The following is a 14,233-nucleotide window of genomic DNA, read 5'->3' as shown; positions in this document are numbered from 1 at the left end:
TTCTCGTTTTTGGGGGATGCATGAACTCAACGATTTGGCTGGCGCTCGGGCTGGTTCTGGTGCTGGAAGGATTGGGGCCGATGCTGTTTCCGCAGGCCTGGCGCAAAATGATTGTGGCGATGTCGCAGTTGCCGGACGCGACGCTGCGGCGATTTGGCGGTGGAATAGTGGTTGCGGGCTGCGTGATCTACTACATGTTGAGCGGCCGCACGGGTCTTTAAAGTCTAGCCCAAAATTTATGCAATCGTATGCTAAAAGTGCTGAAAATCGAAAATTACGGTGGTAGAATCCATTTTTAAGCAATCGGTGATTTTGAAAAATGGGTAAGAACGTCGTCGTACTGGGCACCCAATGGGGTGACGAAGGTAAAGGCAAGGTTGTAGACCTGCTGACTGAACGGGCTCAATATGTTGTGCGCTACCAAGGTGGCCATAACGCTGGCCACACTCTGGTAATCAACGGTGAAAAAACCGTTCTTCATTTAATTCCTTCAGGTATTCTGCGTGAAAACGTCACCAGCATCATCGGCAACGGTGTTGTTCTGGCGCCGGACGCGTTGATGAAAGAAATGGGTGAACTCGAAGCGCGTGGCATCCCGGTACGCGAACGTCTGTTACTCTCTGAAGCTTGCCCGTTGATCCTGCCTTACCACGTTGCGTTGGATAACGCGCGTGAGAAAGCGCGCGGCGCGAAAGCGATCGGCACCACCGGTCGCGGCATCGGCCCGGCTTATGAAGATAAAGTGGCTCGTCGCGGCCTGCGCGTCGGCGATCTGTTCAACAAAGAAACCTTCGCCGTTAAGCTGAAAGAGATCGTCGATTACCACAACTTCCAGCTGGTCAACTACTACAAAGTTGACGCCGTCGATTATCAGGCGACGCTGGACTATGTGCTGTCTATCGCCGACATCCTGACCGCCATGGTGGTTGACGTTTCCGAACTGCTGGACGGCGCGCGCAAGCGTGGCGACCTGATCATGTTCGAAGGCGCTCAGGGCACCCTGCTGGATATCGACCACGGTACTTACCCGTACGTTACCTCTTCCAACACCACCGCAGGCGGCGTAGCTACCGGTTCCGGCATTGGCCCACGTTATGTGGACTACGTGCTGGGCATCGTGAAAGCCTACTCCACTCGCGTGGGTGCAGGTCCGTTCCCAACCGAACTGTTCGATGAAACCGGCGAGTACCTGTGCAAGCAGGGTAACGAGTTCGGCGCCACCACCGGCCGTCGTCGTCGTACCGGCTGGCTGGACGCGGTAGCGGTGCGCCGCGCCGTGCAGATCAACTCCCTGTCCGGCTTCTGCCTGACCAAACTGGACGTCCTGGACGGCCTGAAAGAAGTGAAGATCTGCGTGGGCTACCGCATGCCGGACGGCCGCGAAGTGGACACCACTCCGCTGGCGGCTGAAGGCTGGGAAGGCATCGAGCCTATCTACGAAACCATGCCGGGCTGGAGCGAAACCACCTTTGGCGTGAAAGAGCACAGCAAGCTGCCTCAGGCTGCGCTGAACTACATCAAGCGCATCGAAGAAGTGACCGGCGTACCGGTAGACATCATCTCTACCGGCCCGGATCGCAGCGAAACCATGATCCTGCGCGACCCGTTCGACGCATAATCAGGCTTTGCGGCATTAAACAAACCGGGCGCGTCCCGGTTTGTTTTTATCCTGACTCCCTCCGATTGCGGTTTCACGTCAAAAAATCCTTTCATAAACCCGCCTTAGGGCGCGGGATTCGCTAAATAATTAGCGACGAACTCTCCGGCTGGTTTATTATCCAATGAGTAATCTTTTGAATAGCGCCGAAAAGCGGCGTATCAGACGGGTAAAGTGATACCCAGAGGTAAGATGTGCAGTTAACAAGTTTTACTGATTATGGCCTGCGGGCGTTGATCTACATGGCCTCGTTGCCGCAGGACAAGATGACCAGCATCTCGGAAGTGACCGAGGTTTATGGCGTGTCTCGCAACCATATGGTGAAGATCATCAATCAGTTGAGCCGGGTGGGTTTTGTCACGGCGGTGCGCGGCAAGCATGGCGGCATCCGTTTGGGCAAACCGGCCGAGAGCATTCGCCTCGGCGACGTGGTGCGGGCGCTGGAGCCGCTCGCGCTGGTTAACTGCAGCAGCGAGTTTTGCCACATCACCCCTGCCTGCCGATTGAAGCAGGTGCTCCACCAGGGCGTACAGAATTTCCTTGAAGAGCTGGATAAGCATACGTTGGCCGACATGGTCGAAGACAATCCGCCGCTCTACAAGCTATTGCTTGTCGAATAAAACGACGTTGAGAAGACAAGGCTCAACGTCATCCTGCTGATGACAACGGAGGAACCGCAATGTCACAAGATCCATTCCTGGAACGAGAAGCAGAAAAATACGAATCCCCTATCCCCAGCCGTGAATATATCCTGGCCCATTTGGCGAAAAGAGAAACGCCGGCCAGCCGCGAAGAACTGGGCAACGAATTGGGTCTCAGCGGTGAAGAACAGCTGGAAGCGCTGCGCCGCCGCCTGCGCGCCATGGAGCGCGATGGACAGTTAGTGTTTACCCGCCGCCAGTGCTACGCGCTGCCGGAACGTTTGGATCTGCTGCGCGGCACGGTGATCGGCCACCGTGACGGCTACGGCTTCCTGCGCGTTGAAGGCAGCAAAGACGACCTGTACCTGTCCGCCGAACAGATGAAAATGGCGATCCACGGTGACGTGGTGCTGGCGCAGGCGCTGGGCGCGGATCGCAAAGGGCGCCGCGAAGCGCGCATCGTGCGCGTGCTGGTGCCGAAAACCAGCCAGATCGTCGGCCGCTTCTTCATGGACGCCGGTACCGGCTTCGTGGTGCCGGACGACAGCCGTCTGAGCTTCGATATTCTGATCCCGGCGGACAGCGTCAGCGGCGCGCGCATGGGCTTTATGGTGGTGGTGGAGTTGACTCAGCGTCCGACCCGCCGCACCAAGGCGGTTGGCAAGATCGTTGAGATCCTCGGCGACAAGATGGGCACCAGCATGGCGGTGGACATCGCGCTGCGCACCCATGAGATCCCGCATACCTGGCCGCCGCAGGTGGAAAAACAGGTGGCCGATCTCAGCGAACAGGTGCCGGAAGCGGCCAAGAAGGGCCGCGTCGATCTGCGCAAGCTGCCGTTGGTCACCATCGATGGTGAAGACGCGCGCGACTTCGATGACGCCGTGTACTGCGAGAAAAAACGCGGCGGCGGTTGGCGCCTGTGGGTGGCGATCGCCGACGTCAGCTACTACGTGCGTCCGCGCACCGCGCTGGACGATGAAGCGCGCAGCCGCGGCAACTCGGTGTATTTCCCGTCGCAGGTGATCCCGATGCTGCCGGAAGTGCTGTCCAACGGGCTGTGCTCCCTGAACCCGCAGGTCGATCGCCTGTGCATGGTGTGCGAGATGACCATCTCCGCCCAGGGGCGCCTGTCCACGGCCAAGTTCTACGAGGCGGTAATGAGCTCTCACGCCCGCCTGACCTACAACAAGGTGTGGCACATTCTGCAGGGCGATCAGGAGCTGCGCGAGCATTACCACCCGCTGGTCAAGCACCTGGAAGAGCTGCACGCCATGTACAAGGTGCTGGATAAGGCGCGCGCCGAGCGCGGCGGCATCGCGTTCGAAACCGAAGAAGCCAAATTCATCTTCAACGCCGAGCGTCGCATCGAGCGCGTAGAGCCGACGGTGCGCAACGACGCCCACAAGCTGATCGAAGAGTGCATGATCATGGCCAACGTGGCGGCCGCGCGCTTCGTCGAGAAACGCAACGAGCCGGCGCTGTACCGCGTGCACGATCGTCCAAGCGACGATCACATCTCCGCACTGCGCAGCGTGCTGAGCGAACTGGGGCTGACGCTGGGCGGCGGCAATAAGCCGCAGCCGAAGGACTATGCGGTGCTGATGGATGAAGTGTCTGAGCGCCCTGACCACGAAATGCTGCAAACCATGTTGCTGCGCTCGATGAAACAGGCGATTTACGATCCGGAAAACCGCGGCCACTTCGGCCTGGCGCTGGCGTCTTACGGCCACTTCACCTCGCCGATCCGCCGTTATCCGGATCTGGCGCTGCACCGCGCGATCAAATATCAGCTGGCCAAAGAACACGGCGAGCCGAAAGAGCGCTGGACGCCGACCGGCGGCTGGCACAGCGAATTTGAAGAGATGCTGCAGCTGGGCGAACACTGCTCGATGACCGAGCGTCGCGCGGACGAAGCGACGCGCAACGTCGCCGACTGGCTGAAGTGCGACTTCATGCAGGATCACGTCGGTGAAGTGTTCAGCGGCATCATCTCCAGCGTGACCGGCTTCGGCTTCTTCGTGCGCCTGAACGATCTGTTTATCGACGGGCTGGTGCACGTATCAACGCTGGATAATGATTACTATCGCTACGATAATATCGGCCAGCGCCTGATCGGCGAGTCTTCCGGCACGGTCTATCGCCTGGGGGATACGGTGGAGATCCGCGTGGACGCGGTGCATATGGACGAGCGCAAGATCGACTTCGCGCTGGTGTCCAGCACCCGCAAAGCGCGCGGTGAAGGCAAAACCGAGCGCGATCGCGCCAAGAAAGGCGGCCAGCGTACGCTGCGCGACAACGGTAGCGCAGGGCGCGGCAAGCGCCGCGGCGGCAAACCGCCGGCCAACTTCGAGCCGGACAGCGCCTTCCGCAAGCAGGATGACGCCAAGCCTGCGGACAACGTGAAGAAGGCGAAAAAGAAAGCCAAGAAAGCGTCCGACAAAACGCGGAAAATCGCGGCGGCGACCAAAGCCAAACGCGCAGCCAAGAAGAAAGGTGCCGAGCAGGCCTAACCTGCCGCACATCGTTATCATCGGCCGGTTATCGCCGGCCGCACGAATTTAAAAGAGCATCATGAGCGAAATTATTTACGGCATCCACGCCGTCAAAGCCCTGTTAGAGCGCGACCCGCAACGCTTCCTGGAAGTGTTTATCCTGAAAGGCCGCGAAGATCGCCGCCTGCAACCGCTGATCGCCGAGCTGGAAGCGACCGGCATCGTGATCCAGGTGGCGAATCGCCAATGGCTGGATGACAAGGTTGAAGGCGCGGTGCACCAGGGGATCATCGCCCGGGTGCGCGAAGGGCGTCAGTATCAGGAGAACGATCTGCCAGGCCTGCTGGAAAGCGTGGAGACGCCGTTCCTGCTGGTGCTGGATGGCGTGACCGACCCGCACAACCTCGGTGCCTGCCTGCGCAGCGCCGACGCGGCCGGCGTGCACGCGGTGATCGTGCCGCGCGACCGTTCCGCCCAGCTGAACGCCACCGCCAAGAAAGTGGCCTGCGGCGCGGCTGAAAACGTGCCGCTGATCCGCGTGACCAACCTGGCGCGTACGCTGCGTCTGCTGCAAGAGATGAATGTCTGGGTGGTGGGTACCGCCGGTGAAGCCGACCATACGCTGTATCAGAGCAAAATGACCGGCCCGATGGCGCTGGTGATGGGCGCGGAAGGCGAAGGCATGCGCCGCCTGACCCGCGAACACTGCGACGAGCTGATCAGCATCCCGATGGCCGGTACCGTCTCTTCGCTGAACGTGTCGGTCGCCACCGGCATCTGCCTGTTCGAAGCGGTGCGTCAGCGCGGCTGATTCTCCTGACGGGGGCGCAGTGCCCCCGTTAATTCCCCCTCTTGTGATCCCGCCTGCGGCAGAAATCCCTGCGCCGACCATACTTACTCCTGACGCTTTTTTCAGGGAGCACTCTCATGGTCTGGACTACGCACACCGTTTTTAACCAACCCAAGCCGCTGGGTAACAGCAACCTGTTTCTCTCCGATACGCCGCTGCGCGAAGCGCTGCAGCGCGAGCAAGGTGGTTGGGACGCCGAGGTATTGGCTTCGCTGGGCCAGCAGCTCGGCACGCAGGAGTCGCTGGAGCTGGGGCGGCTGGCCAACGCCAACCCGCCGGAGCTGCTGCGCTACGACGCCACCGGCCAGCGACTGGACGACGTCCGCTTTCACCCGGCCTGGCATATCCTGATGCAGGGGCTGATCGCCAACCGGGTGCACAACCTGCCCTGGCAGGAGGATGCGCGCATCGGTTCCTTCGTGGCGCGCGCCGTGCGCTTTATGCTGCATGCGCAGGTTGAGGCCGGCACGCTGTGCCCGGTGACCATGACCTTCGGCGCCACACCGCTGCTGCAGCAGGCGTTACCGGCCGAGTTTCGCTCCTGGCTGACGCCGTTGCTGTCGGATCGTTATGATGCTCACCTGCTGCCGGGCGGACAAAAGCGCGGCCTGCTGATCGGCATGGGCATGACGGAGAAGCAGGGCGGCTCCGATGTCTTGAGCAATACCACCACCGCCGTGCCGCTCGGCGCGCGTGGGCCGGGCGAAGCCTACCGGCTGGTGGGACACAAGTGGTTCTTCTCGGTGCCGCAGAGCGATGCGCACCTGGTGCTGGCGCAGGCCGAAGGCGGGCTGTCTTGCTTCTTCCTGCCGCGCATTTTGCCGGACGGCAGCCGCAACGCCATTCGCCTGGAACGGCTGAAAGACAAGCTGGGCAACCGCTCCAACGCCAGCAGCGAGGTGGAGTTTCAGGATGCCACCGCCTGGCTGCTGGGCGATGAAGGCGACGGCGTGCGGCATATCCTGAAAATGGGCGGCCTGACCCGTTTCGACTGCTCGCTGGGCAGCCACGGCCTGATGCGCCGCGGGCTGTCGGTGGCGCTGTATCATGCGCTGCAGCGGCAGGCATTCGGTAAGCTGTTGATCGAACAACCGCTGATGCGCCAGGTTCTGGCGCGCATGGCGCTGCGGCTGGAAGGGCATACCGCGTTGCTGTTCCGGCTGGCCCGCGCCTGGGAAAGCCGCAGCAATGAGGGCGAGCTGATCTACAGCCGCCTGCTGACCCCGGCGGCCAAATACAGCATCTGCCGCCAGGGCATGCCGTTCATCGCCGAGGCGATGGAGGTGCTGGGCGGCATCGGCTACTGCGAAGAGAGCGAGCTGCCGCGCCTGTACCGTGAAATGCCGGTGAACAGCATCTGGGAAGGTTCCGGCAACATCATGTGCCTGGACGTGTTGCGCAGCCTGCACAAATTGCCGGGCGCGCTTGAAATGCTGCAGTTCGAGCTGCAGCCGGTGCGCGGCCAGAATCGGTTGTTCGATCGCGCCTGGCGGCAGTGGCAGCAGCGCGCCCGGCAACCGAGTGAGGAGATGGGGCGGTTGCTGACCCAGCAGCTGTTCGATCTGTGCTGCGCCGCGCAGCTGTTGCAGCACGCCAGCCCGCAGATCGCCGACGCCTGGTGTCACCTGACGCTGGATCACCGCGGTGAGAGCCTACTGTCGGCCGAGGTGTGCGAGCTGTTGTTGAACCGCGCCATCGGCGGTTAGGGAAAAGGGTGGCGCCCGGCGGCGAAAACCTTTTTAATTCAGCCTCACTCTGACAGGAAAATGCACATGGATATTCTCAGCGCGTTGGCGGCGTTCGCCTCTTACTTCTTCAGCGGCTTCGCCATGATTTTGGTGTTTCTGTTCGTCTATACCCGCATCACCCCGCACGACGAATGGGCGCTGATCAAGGCCGATAATCAATCCGCCGCCTTTGCTTTCATCGGCGCCTGCCTGGGGTATGTGATCCCGTTGGCCAGCGCGGCGATCAACTCGATCAGCCTGCTGGATTACCTGCTGTGGGGCGTGGTGGCGCTGGTGGTGCAACTGCTGCTGTTCGCGGCCGTGAAGATCTACATGCCGCGCATCAGCGACAAGATAGAAGCGAATCACCTGGCCGCCGGGATTTTCTTGGGGGGCGTCTCCGTCAGCGGCGGCGTGTTGAATGCGGCGTGCATGAGCTACTAAAGGTATAAGATGGCCGAGGCGCGCCAGCCAAGCGGGTGCGCCTGCTCTTCCATCCGCAGGATGCGGTAATAACTGGCGCCGTGTCGGTCGGCGGTGCGGGCGATGGCCAGTTCCGCTTCCTGCGGCGAGCCGGGCAGATTGCTGAAGGTGATCTCGGCGATTTCACTGAGCGGCGTCACGCGATCGGCGGGCGCCAGCTCGGCGGACTGTGCGCCGGTGCTGAGCAACCCCATGGAAAGCAAGAGGGAGGTGAGTGCGGTGGAGCGTTTCATGGCGTTCCCCTTCGTCAGATCCTGAATCGCACCCGCAACATGCGGCATGCTGTCCCTCAGTGTGCAACACCCTGCTTCAGCCTGTGCAAAGCCAGTGTAAATCTGCTTAAAAAATCCCCGCCTTAGCGATACAGGATTGCCTGGGAATACCATTGGCCCGGCACGACGGTTTCGCTGTTCATGATGATCACATAATAACGGGCGCCGGCGGCGGTGGCCTTGCGCTGGATCTCCGCTTCCACGTCCATCGGGCTGCCGCGTACCACGGCGGTGACGGTGCCGATTTTCACCAGCTCGACGGTCTGCGCGCGGACGATCTCCTGCGCCTGTGCGGTGGGCGGCGGCGGCGGTTTCGGCGTGGTGGTCATGATGCCGCAGGCGGAAAGCTGTGCGGCCAGCGTCAGGGCGATAAGTGTGCGGACAAACGTCATGGGAACCTCGAAAGAGCCGGTGCGATGGCTTCAGTGTAACGCAATATAAGCTGGAACAGATTGAGCTAACGCTGGCTGGCGCAAGTTTGTCATGATGAATGCCAACAGGTGAGTTGAGGATGAACGGATGATCGAAATTCATGACGAGCGGGCGGGCGATATTGCGGTGATCCATGCGGTGCCGGCGGGGCAGTATCATCGGCCGCTGCCGACGGTGTTCTTCTGCCATGGCTATACCTCGTCGAAAGAGGTGTACGCCTACTTCGCCTATGCGCTGGCGCGCGCCGGTTTTCGGGCGGTGCTGCCGGATGCCGATCGGCACGGCGAGCGGTTCGACGGCGATGAGACGCGGCGCCTGGCGGCGTTCTGGGAGATCCTGCGCAGCAATATCGACGAGCTGCCGCAGATCAAGGCACATTTTGAGCGGCTTGGCCTGATTGCCGACGGACGCATCGGCGTTGCCGGCGCCTCAATGGGCGGCATGACCGCGCTTGGCGCCTTCGCGCGCTTCCCGTGGATCCGGGCGGCCGCCAGTCTGATGGGCTCCGGCTATTACCGTTCACTGGCGCAAACGCTGTATCCGCCGTTGGGCGAAGAGGGCGAGGTGCTCTCGCCGGCGGCGTTTGCCGCGCGCACCGCCGTGCTGGCGGAATATGAGCTGGAAGGGCGTTTGGAGACGATAGCCGGGCGGCCGTTGTTGCTGTGGCACGGCGAGACGGACGACGTGGTGCCTGCGGCGGACAGCCTGCGTTTGGCGGCCGAACTGCGGCGGCAAGGCGCGGATGGCCGTTTGACGTCGCTCGTCGAGCCGGGGGTGAAGCACCGCATCACGCCGTTGGCGCTGTCCGCCACGGCAGACTTTTTCCGCCGCGAGCTGTGATGCGCCGCCGGGCACGATGCATGGAATTGCAGCGCTCTGTGCCTGCTGTTTCGGCCATCGTTTGGCCGAATGAAGGGGAGAATGTCAGCGTGAATTCTTTCAGGGCAGCAAGGAGCAGAGGGCATGATAAAAAGCATCGGCAGTGTGGCCGGCTTAATGGGAACGATGAAAGCGCGCGCCGAGCTTAACTCAGCGGCCTTCAGCGAGATGCTGGAGGCAGCCGACGGCAAGGTGCATCCGCTGTCGCGCATTACCGCGCATACGGTGCAAAACATGACGGCACTGTTCTCTTTCGCGCCGAAAGCGGCGGCCACTCACACTGCGGCGCCGGGAGCACTCTCGTTCGAACAGCGGGCGACCCTGGCGGAAAGTGCCGATCTGCTGCAAATGCGCACCCACTATCTGCGGATGGCGTTGCAGTTGCACAATCCGGGCAAGGCGCTCAACGCGCCGGCGTTGCTCAAGCTCTGATTGGCGGGGGAAGCGGAGCGCCCAACGGGCGGCGCTCCGGTGCGGACTGAACGGGCTTTCTGATGAAGCCCTGGGATTTCCCTGGCGTGGCGCGTCTCTTTAGCGGTACAGCTCGGCGCTGACGTGCATCGTGCTGTTGTCGCCCGGTTCGTGCAGGGCGATGATGCGATAAGAGCTTGCGCCGCGTTGGTCGGCGATTTTACTGACCTGGCTGCTGGCGTCGTCCGGCGAAACCACATTCTGGTTCAGGGTGACGAAGCCGACGCTTTGGCGTTGATCGGCCTGGTGCGAGGTGATCTCCGTCGCGGCCATCACATTGGCGGAGAACAGGGCGGCCAGCGCCGTCGCGAGAATAATGCGTTTCATAGTGCCTCTCTTACTTTTTGCCGTTACGGCCTGACAGCGAGTGTCGCTGCGGCAAAAAGTCATTTATCTGCATTGAATAACCTGGGATCTTTTTCGTCGCGCTGTCTGCGGCGGATATGGTTAATTTTAGTCCGTTGCCGGTGATTAAAAAGCGGGGTGTTTTGAAGGCATCCTTCAAAAAAAGTGAAATAGATTTGTGACTCAACGCTGATTTCATTGAAAGATTTTTGAAACTGATGGATCGGCGTACATAGGTTCACTCACGAGCAAATCGTGCTATTTCCCATAGCGCGTCGTATTAACGCGAATAAAACCCACGCAGTCCTTGAGTTTCCCGCCCTGCGTCAGTATGATTACGCGTCATTTTTCAGCCGCACACTAAACACGTTCCTTGCTTCCATGGGCCGCGGTTGACCCTGACAGGAGGCTGAATAATCCGTAAGGAGCAATTCGATGCGTCATTACGAAATCGTTTTTATGGTCCATCCTGACCAAAGCGAACAGGTTCCGGGCATGATCGAGCGTTACAGTGCTACCATCACTAACGCGCAAGGTCAGATTCACCGTCTGGAAGACTGGGGCCGCCGTCAGCTGGCTTATCCGATCAACAAACTGCACAAAGCTCACTACGTTCTGCTGAACGTTGAAGCGCCGCAGGAAGCGATCGATGAGCTGGAAACTAACTTCCGCTTCAACGACGCCGTTATCCGCAGCATGGTTATGCGCGTTAAGCACGCGGTAACCGAAGCATCTCCGATGGTTAAAGCGAAAGACGAACGTCGTGGCGATCGCCGCGAAGATTTCGCTAACGAAACCGCAGATGATGCAGATGCTGGGGATTCTGAAGAGTAATTGCCGCCGTGACGGCTAATCGTCTGGTTTTGTCGGGCACTGTGTGCAAGGCGCCGGTTCGAAAAGTGAGTCCTTCCGGGATACCGCACTGCCAATTTGTGCTAGAGCACCGTTCGCAGCAGACGGAAGCCGGATTCAGCAGACAAGCATGGTGCCGAATGCCCGTGGTTGTCAGCGGACAACAGTCACAAGCACTAACTCAAAGATTAACGGTCGGCAGTCAGATTACCGTGCAAGGCTTTGTAAGCTGCCATCAAGGGCGCAACGGGCTGAGCAAATTGGTTCTGCATGCCGAGCAGATTGAATTGATAGATTCTGGAGACTAGCCAAATGGCACGTTATTTCCGTCGTCGCAAGTTCTGCCGTTTCACCGCGGAAGGCGTTCAAGAGATTGACTATAAAGACATCGCTACGCTGAAAAACTACATCACCGAAAGTGGTAAAATTGTACCGAGCCGTATCACCGGTACTCGTGCAAAATATCAGCGCCAGCTGGCCCGTGCTATCAAGCGCGCGCGCTACCTGTCTTTGTTGCCGTACACTGATCGTCATCAGTAATCGGCCACTGTCCATTAACGACTTTGAGAGGATAAGGTAATGCAAGTTATTCTGCTTGATAAAGTAGCAAACCTGGGCAGCCTGGGTGATCAAGTTAACGTTAAAGCGGGCTACGCTCGTAACTTCCTGGTACCACAGGGCAAAGCTGTTCCTGCTACCAAGAAAAACGTTGAGTTCTTCGAAGCACGCCGTGCTGAACTGGAAGCCAAACTGGCTGACGTTCTGGCTGCTGCTGAAGCTCGCGCAACCAAGATCAACGAACTGGGTTCAGTCACCATCGCTTCCAAATCTGGCGACGAAGGTAAACTGTTCGGCTCTATCGGCACCCGCGACATCGCTGACGCAGTGACTGCGGCAGGCGTTGAAGTTGCCAAGAGCGAAGTTCGTCTGCCGAACGGCGTTCTGCGTACCACTGGCGAGCACGAAGTGCACTTCCAGGTACACAGCGACGTGTTCGCACAGCTGAATGTAGTTGTGGTTGCAGAAGCGTAATTTACGCTGCTGTTAACCGGTTAAAACGCCAGCCTCGCGCTGGCGTTTTGCTTTTCTGCGTCCGGCAAAACGCGCTACGCTTGAAGACGGGATGAAAAGGAGAGCGTGCGATGGCAACGATTACGCTACAGCGGGTTTACGATTTCAGCGCGCCGGCGCCGGAACACTGTTATCTGATAGACCGGCTATGGCCGCGCGGCATCAGCAAAGAGCGGTTGACGGGCGTGCAGTGGTTGAAACAGGTGGCGCCGGATGACGAGTTGCGCAAGTGGTTCCATCAGCATACCGACCAGTGGGAAGCCTTTGAGACGCGCTATCGCCAACAGCTGGCGGCCAACGACGCCTGGCAGCCGCTGGTGGCGCTGTTACGGCAGGGGCAAACGCTGACGCTGCTGTATGGCAGCAAAGATACCGAGCACAATCAGGGCGTGGTGCTGCGCGAGTTTCTGCTGGCGCAGCTGTAGAGATTAGCGTTCCCGGCGGTAGCTGCCGTCGGCCTGGCGGCGGAACAGCGCCTGGCTGTTGTCTGCCGTGGTGACCGACAGCGCGCTAATCACACCGTTGGCGTCGCGTTCGATGCGCACTTCCTGGCCGGCTTTCATGTTGCTCAGCGGCTTGTCGCCGCCTTCCACCTGTGCCATGGCGAACACTTCATTCACCGGCAGATTGTTGTCGCGAAACAGTTGGGCCAGGGTCTGGCCGGGCTGGATCTGATAACGCTGCCAGTTGCCTGCCGGCGTCGGTTCGTTGGCAGGCGTGGCGGCGCTACCGCCGTTTTGCAGCTCGGCCTGCAGCGGCACGCTGGTTTCCTGCTGAGAGACCGGGAACGGCTGTCTTTCGGGCGAGTAGGGCCATAGCAACGCCAGCAGCAGAATGATGCCGAAGATCAGCACCCAGCGGCGATGAAAGTAGGGTAGCGGTTCCATCCAATGGAAACCGTCCGGCAGATGCCAGACTTTAATCAGCAGCGCTTTGACCCGCTGCATTTTGTCGTTGGCCGACGGCGGCTCCGATGGCGGTTCCGCGCCTTCAGCCGTGGGTGCGGCGCCTGGTTTCAGGCGCTGGCTGATGTTCAGCCAGGTGCGCAGCAGCGGCTGGTAGATGCGGGTGGTTTTCCTTCTCCTGGGCGCGATTCTGCCCATGGTGACCTCTCTTCGACGGCGTAATAATCAGTGCGGCGCGGCAAACGCGTCGCCTGCCCGATATCCTGCTTTCAGTATAGTCCGCTAACTGATTGAAGTGAAAGGCGGCTGAGCGGCAGAGCCGGGGTTTGCGGCTGCGGGCGTTAACAGAAGGTTATTGTTTCTTTTTCTACGACAAAAGTCATCATTCTCCACACAAGATTTTACCCGGCATTGACGCGCTGTTATGCTGCGCTTTCGACTTTTTACAGACTTAAGGAAAACCCCATGACAACCCCTTCTTTTGACAGCGTTGAAGCGCAAGCAAGTTACGGGATTGGTTTACAGGTCGGCCAGCAGCTGCAAGAGTCCGGGCTGGAAGGTTTGCAACCGGAAGCTTTGCTGGCGGGTTTGCGTGACGCGCTGGAAGGGAATGCCCCGGCGGTTCCGGTAGACGTGGTGCACCGTGCGCTGCGTGAAATCCACGAGCGTGCGGACGCGGTGCGCCGCGAGCGCCAGCAGGCGATGGCGGTTGAAGGCCAGAAATTCCTGGACGACAACGCCAAGCGCGATGACGTGACGCTGACCGAGTCTGGCCTGCAGTTCTCCGTACTGGAGCAGGGCAACGGCCCAATTCCGTCCCGTCAGGATCGCGTGCGTGTGCACTACACCGGCCGTCTGATCAACGGCGACGTGTTCGACAGCTCGGTTGAACGCGGCCAGCCGGCAGAATTCCCGGTCAGCGGCGTGATCCCAGGCTGGATCGAAGCGCTGACCCTGATGCCGGTCGGCTCCAAATGGCAGCTGTATATCCCGCACAACCTGGCCTACGGCGAGCGTGGCGCAGGCGCGTCCATCCCGCCGTTCAGCGCGCTGGTGTTCGACGTCGAGCTGCTGGAAATCCTGTAATCCCACCGAGGATTGTTCTGGGCGCCTTCGTGGCGCCCTTATTTTATGCGCCGCGCAGACGGGCGAT

General features: G+C 60.1%; 19 protein-coding genes. 15 read left to right on the top strand and 4 right to left on the bottom strand.

Annotated features, from left to right (window positions below; genetic code table 11):
* The first annotated feature begins 20 nt into the window (after positions 1-20).
* From ACMGF9_RS21810 to ACMGF9_RS21780, 7 genes are all read left to right on the top strand, one after another.
* A complete protein-coding gene (locus tag ACMGF9_RS21810) occupies positions 21-221 on the top strand; it encodes a DUF2065 domain-containing protein (RefSeq protein ID WP_004933666.1) in 201 nt (66 codons plus the stop codon).
* 98 nt (positions 222-319) lie between these two features.
* Positions 320-1,618 (top strand): adenylosuccinate synthase, encoded by a 1,299-nt coding sequence (locus ACMGF9_RS21805; protein WP_004933663.1) that lies wholly within the window; start codon positions 320-322, stop codon positions 1,616-1,618.
* Positions 1,619-1,851: 233 nt separating this feature from the next.
* The gene (nsrR, locus tag ACMGF9_RS21800) at positions 1,852-2,277 is read left to right on the top strand and encodes a nitric oxide-sensing transcriptional repressor NsrR (protein WP_004933660.1); all 426 of its coding nucleotides are present in this window, start codon (positions 1,852-1,854) and stop codon (positions 2,275-2,277) included.
* A 59-nt stretch (positions 2,278-2,336) separates the two neighbouring features.
* The gene (gene rnr / locus ACMGF9_RS21795; RefSeq protein WP_015376392.1) at positions 2,337-4,811 is read left to right on the top strand and encodes a ribonuclease R; all 2,475 of its coding nucleotides are present in this window, start codon (positions 2,337-2,339) and stop codon (positions 4,809-4,811) included.
* A gap of 61 nt (positions 4,812-4,872) precedes the next feature.
* The gene (gene rlmB, locus ACMGF9_RS21790; RefSeq protein WP_004933653.1) at positions 4,873-5,604 is read left to right on the top strand and encodes a 23S rRNA (guanosine(2251)-2'-O)-methyltransferase RlmB; all 732 of its coding nucleotides are present in this window, start codon (positions 4,873-4,875) and stop codon (positions 5,602-5,604) included.
* Between the two features lie 116 nt (positions 5,605-5,720).
* A complete protein-coding gene (locus ACMGF9_RS21785; protein ID WP_414160414.1) occupies positions 5,721-7,349 on the top strand; it encodes an isovaleryl-CoA dehydrogenase in 1,629 nt (542 codons plus the stop codon).
* Positions 7,350-7,415: 66 nt separating this feature from the next.
* Positions 7,416-7,814 carry a DUF350 domain-containing protein gene (locus ACMGF9_RS21780; protein WP_015376394.1) on the top strand — a complete coding sequence of 133 codons (399 nt, stop codon included), beginning with the start codon at positions 7,416-7,418 and terminating at the stop codon, positions 7,812-7,814.
* On the opposite strand, the gene ACMGF9_RS21775 is transcribed toward ACMGF9_RS21780, so the two are convergent.
* Both ACMGF9_RS21775 and bsmA read right to left on the bottom strand, forming a co-directional pair.
* Positions 7,811-8,086, bottom strand: coding sequence for a DUF1471 domain-containing protein (locus ACMGF9_RS21775; protein WP_031300149.1), 276 nt, complete (start codon positions 8,084-8,086; stop codon positions 7,811-7,813). The genes ACMGF9_RS21780 and ACMGF9_RS21775 overlap by 4 nt on opposite strands.
* A gap of 122 nt (positions 8,087-8,208) precedes the next feature.
* A complete protein-coding gene (gene bsmA / locus ACMGF9_RS21770; RefSeq protein ID WP_021504936.1) occupies positions 8,209-8,517 on the bottom strand; it encodes a biofilm peroxide resistance protein BsmA in 309 nt (102 codons plus the stop codon).
* 127 nt (positions 8,518-8,644) lie between these two features.
* Here bsmA and yjfP point away from each other — a divergent pair, with 127 nt between their 5' ends.
* Together yjfP and ACMGF9_RS21760 are read left to right on the top strand one after the other, a co-directional pair.
* Positions 8,645-9,397 (top strand): esterase, encoded by a 753-nt coding sequence (gene yjfP, locus ACMGF9_RS21765; RefSeq protein ID WP_015376396.1) that lies wholly within the window; start codon positions 8,645-8,647, stop codon positions 9,395-9,397.
* Positions 9,398-9,520: 123 nt separating this feature from the next.
* Positions 9,521-9,868: a hypothetical protein gene (locus ACMGF9_RS21760; RefSeq protein ID WP_088381170.1), complete on the top strand. Its 348-nt coding sequence runs from the start codon at positions 9,521-9,523 to the stop codon at positions 9,866-9,868.
* Positions 9,869-9,967: 99 nt separating this feature from the next.
* Here the strand turns inward: ACMGF9_RS21760 and ACMGF9_RS21755 are convergent, their stop codons facing one another.
* Positions 9,968-10,234, bottom strand: a complete 267-nt coding sequence (locus ACMGF9_RS21755) for a DUF1471 domain-containing protein (protein WP_004933636.1) — start codon at positions 10,232-10,234, stop codon at positions 9,968-9,970.
* Positions 10,235-10,687: 453 nt separating this feature from the next.
* Between ACMGF9_RS21755 and rpsF the strand changes: the two genes are divergently transcribed.
* From rpsF to ACMGF9_RS21730, 5 genes are all read left to right on the top strand, one after another.
* On the top strand, positions 10,688-11,086 hold the full coding sequence (rpsF, locus tag ACMGF9_RS21750; RefSeq protein WP_004933634.1) for a 30S ribosomal protein S6: 399 nt from the start codon (positions 10,688-10,690) through the stop codon (positions 11,084-11,086).
* 8 nt (positions 11,087-11,094) lie between these two features.
* Positions 11,095-11,412, top strand: coding sequence for a primosomal replication protein N (priB, locus tag ACMGF9_RS21745; protein WP_004933632.1), 318 nt, complete (start codon positions 11,095-11,097; stop codon positions 11,410-11,412).
* A gap of 4 nt (positions 11,413-11,416) precedes the next feature.
* Positions 11,417-11,644, top strand: coding sequence for a 30S ribosomal protein S18 (gene rpsR / locus ACMGF9_RS21740; protein ID WP_000135199.1), 228 nt, complete (start codon positions 11,417-11,419; stop codon positions 11,642-11,644).
* 39 nt (positions 11,645-11,683) lie between these two features.
* Complete coding sequence (gene rplI, locus ACMGF9_RS21735) at positions 11,684-12,136, top strand: 50S ribosomal protein L9 (protein ID WP_004933629.1); 453 nt, start codon at positions 11,684-11,686, stop codon at positions 12,134-12,136.
* A 110-nt stretch (positions 12,137-12,246) separates the two neighbouring features.
* The gene (locus ACMGF9_RS21730; RefSeq protein WP_015376398.1) at positions 12,247-12,600 is read left to right on the top strand and encodes a DUF488 domain-containing protein; all 354 of its coding nucleotides are present in this window, start codon (positions 12,247-12,249) and stop codon (positions 12,598-12,600) included.
* Positions 12,601-12,603: 3 nt separating this feature from the next.
* On the opposite strand, the gene ACMGF9_RS21725 is transcribed toward ACMGF9_RS21730, so the two are convergent.
* Complete coding sequence (locus tag ACMGF9_RS21725) at positions 12,604-13,278, bottom strand: OapA family protein (protein ID WP_016929348.1); 675 nt, start codon at positions 13,276-13,278, stop codon at positions 12,604-12,606.
* 267 nt (positions 13,279-13,545) lie between these two features.
* Here ACMGF9_RS21725 and fklB point away from each other — a divergent pair, with 267 nt between their 5' ends.
* Positions 13,546-14,166, top strand: a complete 621-nt coding sequence (fklB, locus tag ACMGF9_RS21720) for an FKBP-type peptidyl-prolyl cis-trans isomerase (RefSeq protein WP_004933618.1) — start codon at positions 13,546-13,548, stop codon at positions 14,164-14,166.
* Positions 14,167-14,233 lie beyond the last annotated feature (67 nt).

It is taken from the genome of Serratia sp. BNK-23, from assembly GCF_047456145.1.
GTDB classification, from domain to species: Bacteria; Pseudomonadota; Gammaproteobacteria; order Enterobacterales; family Enterobacteriaceae; genus Serratia; species Serratia nematodiphila.
This window is presented reverse-complemented; position numbering and strand designations above follow the sequence as displayed.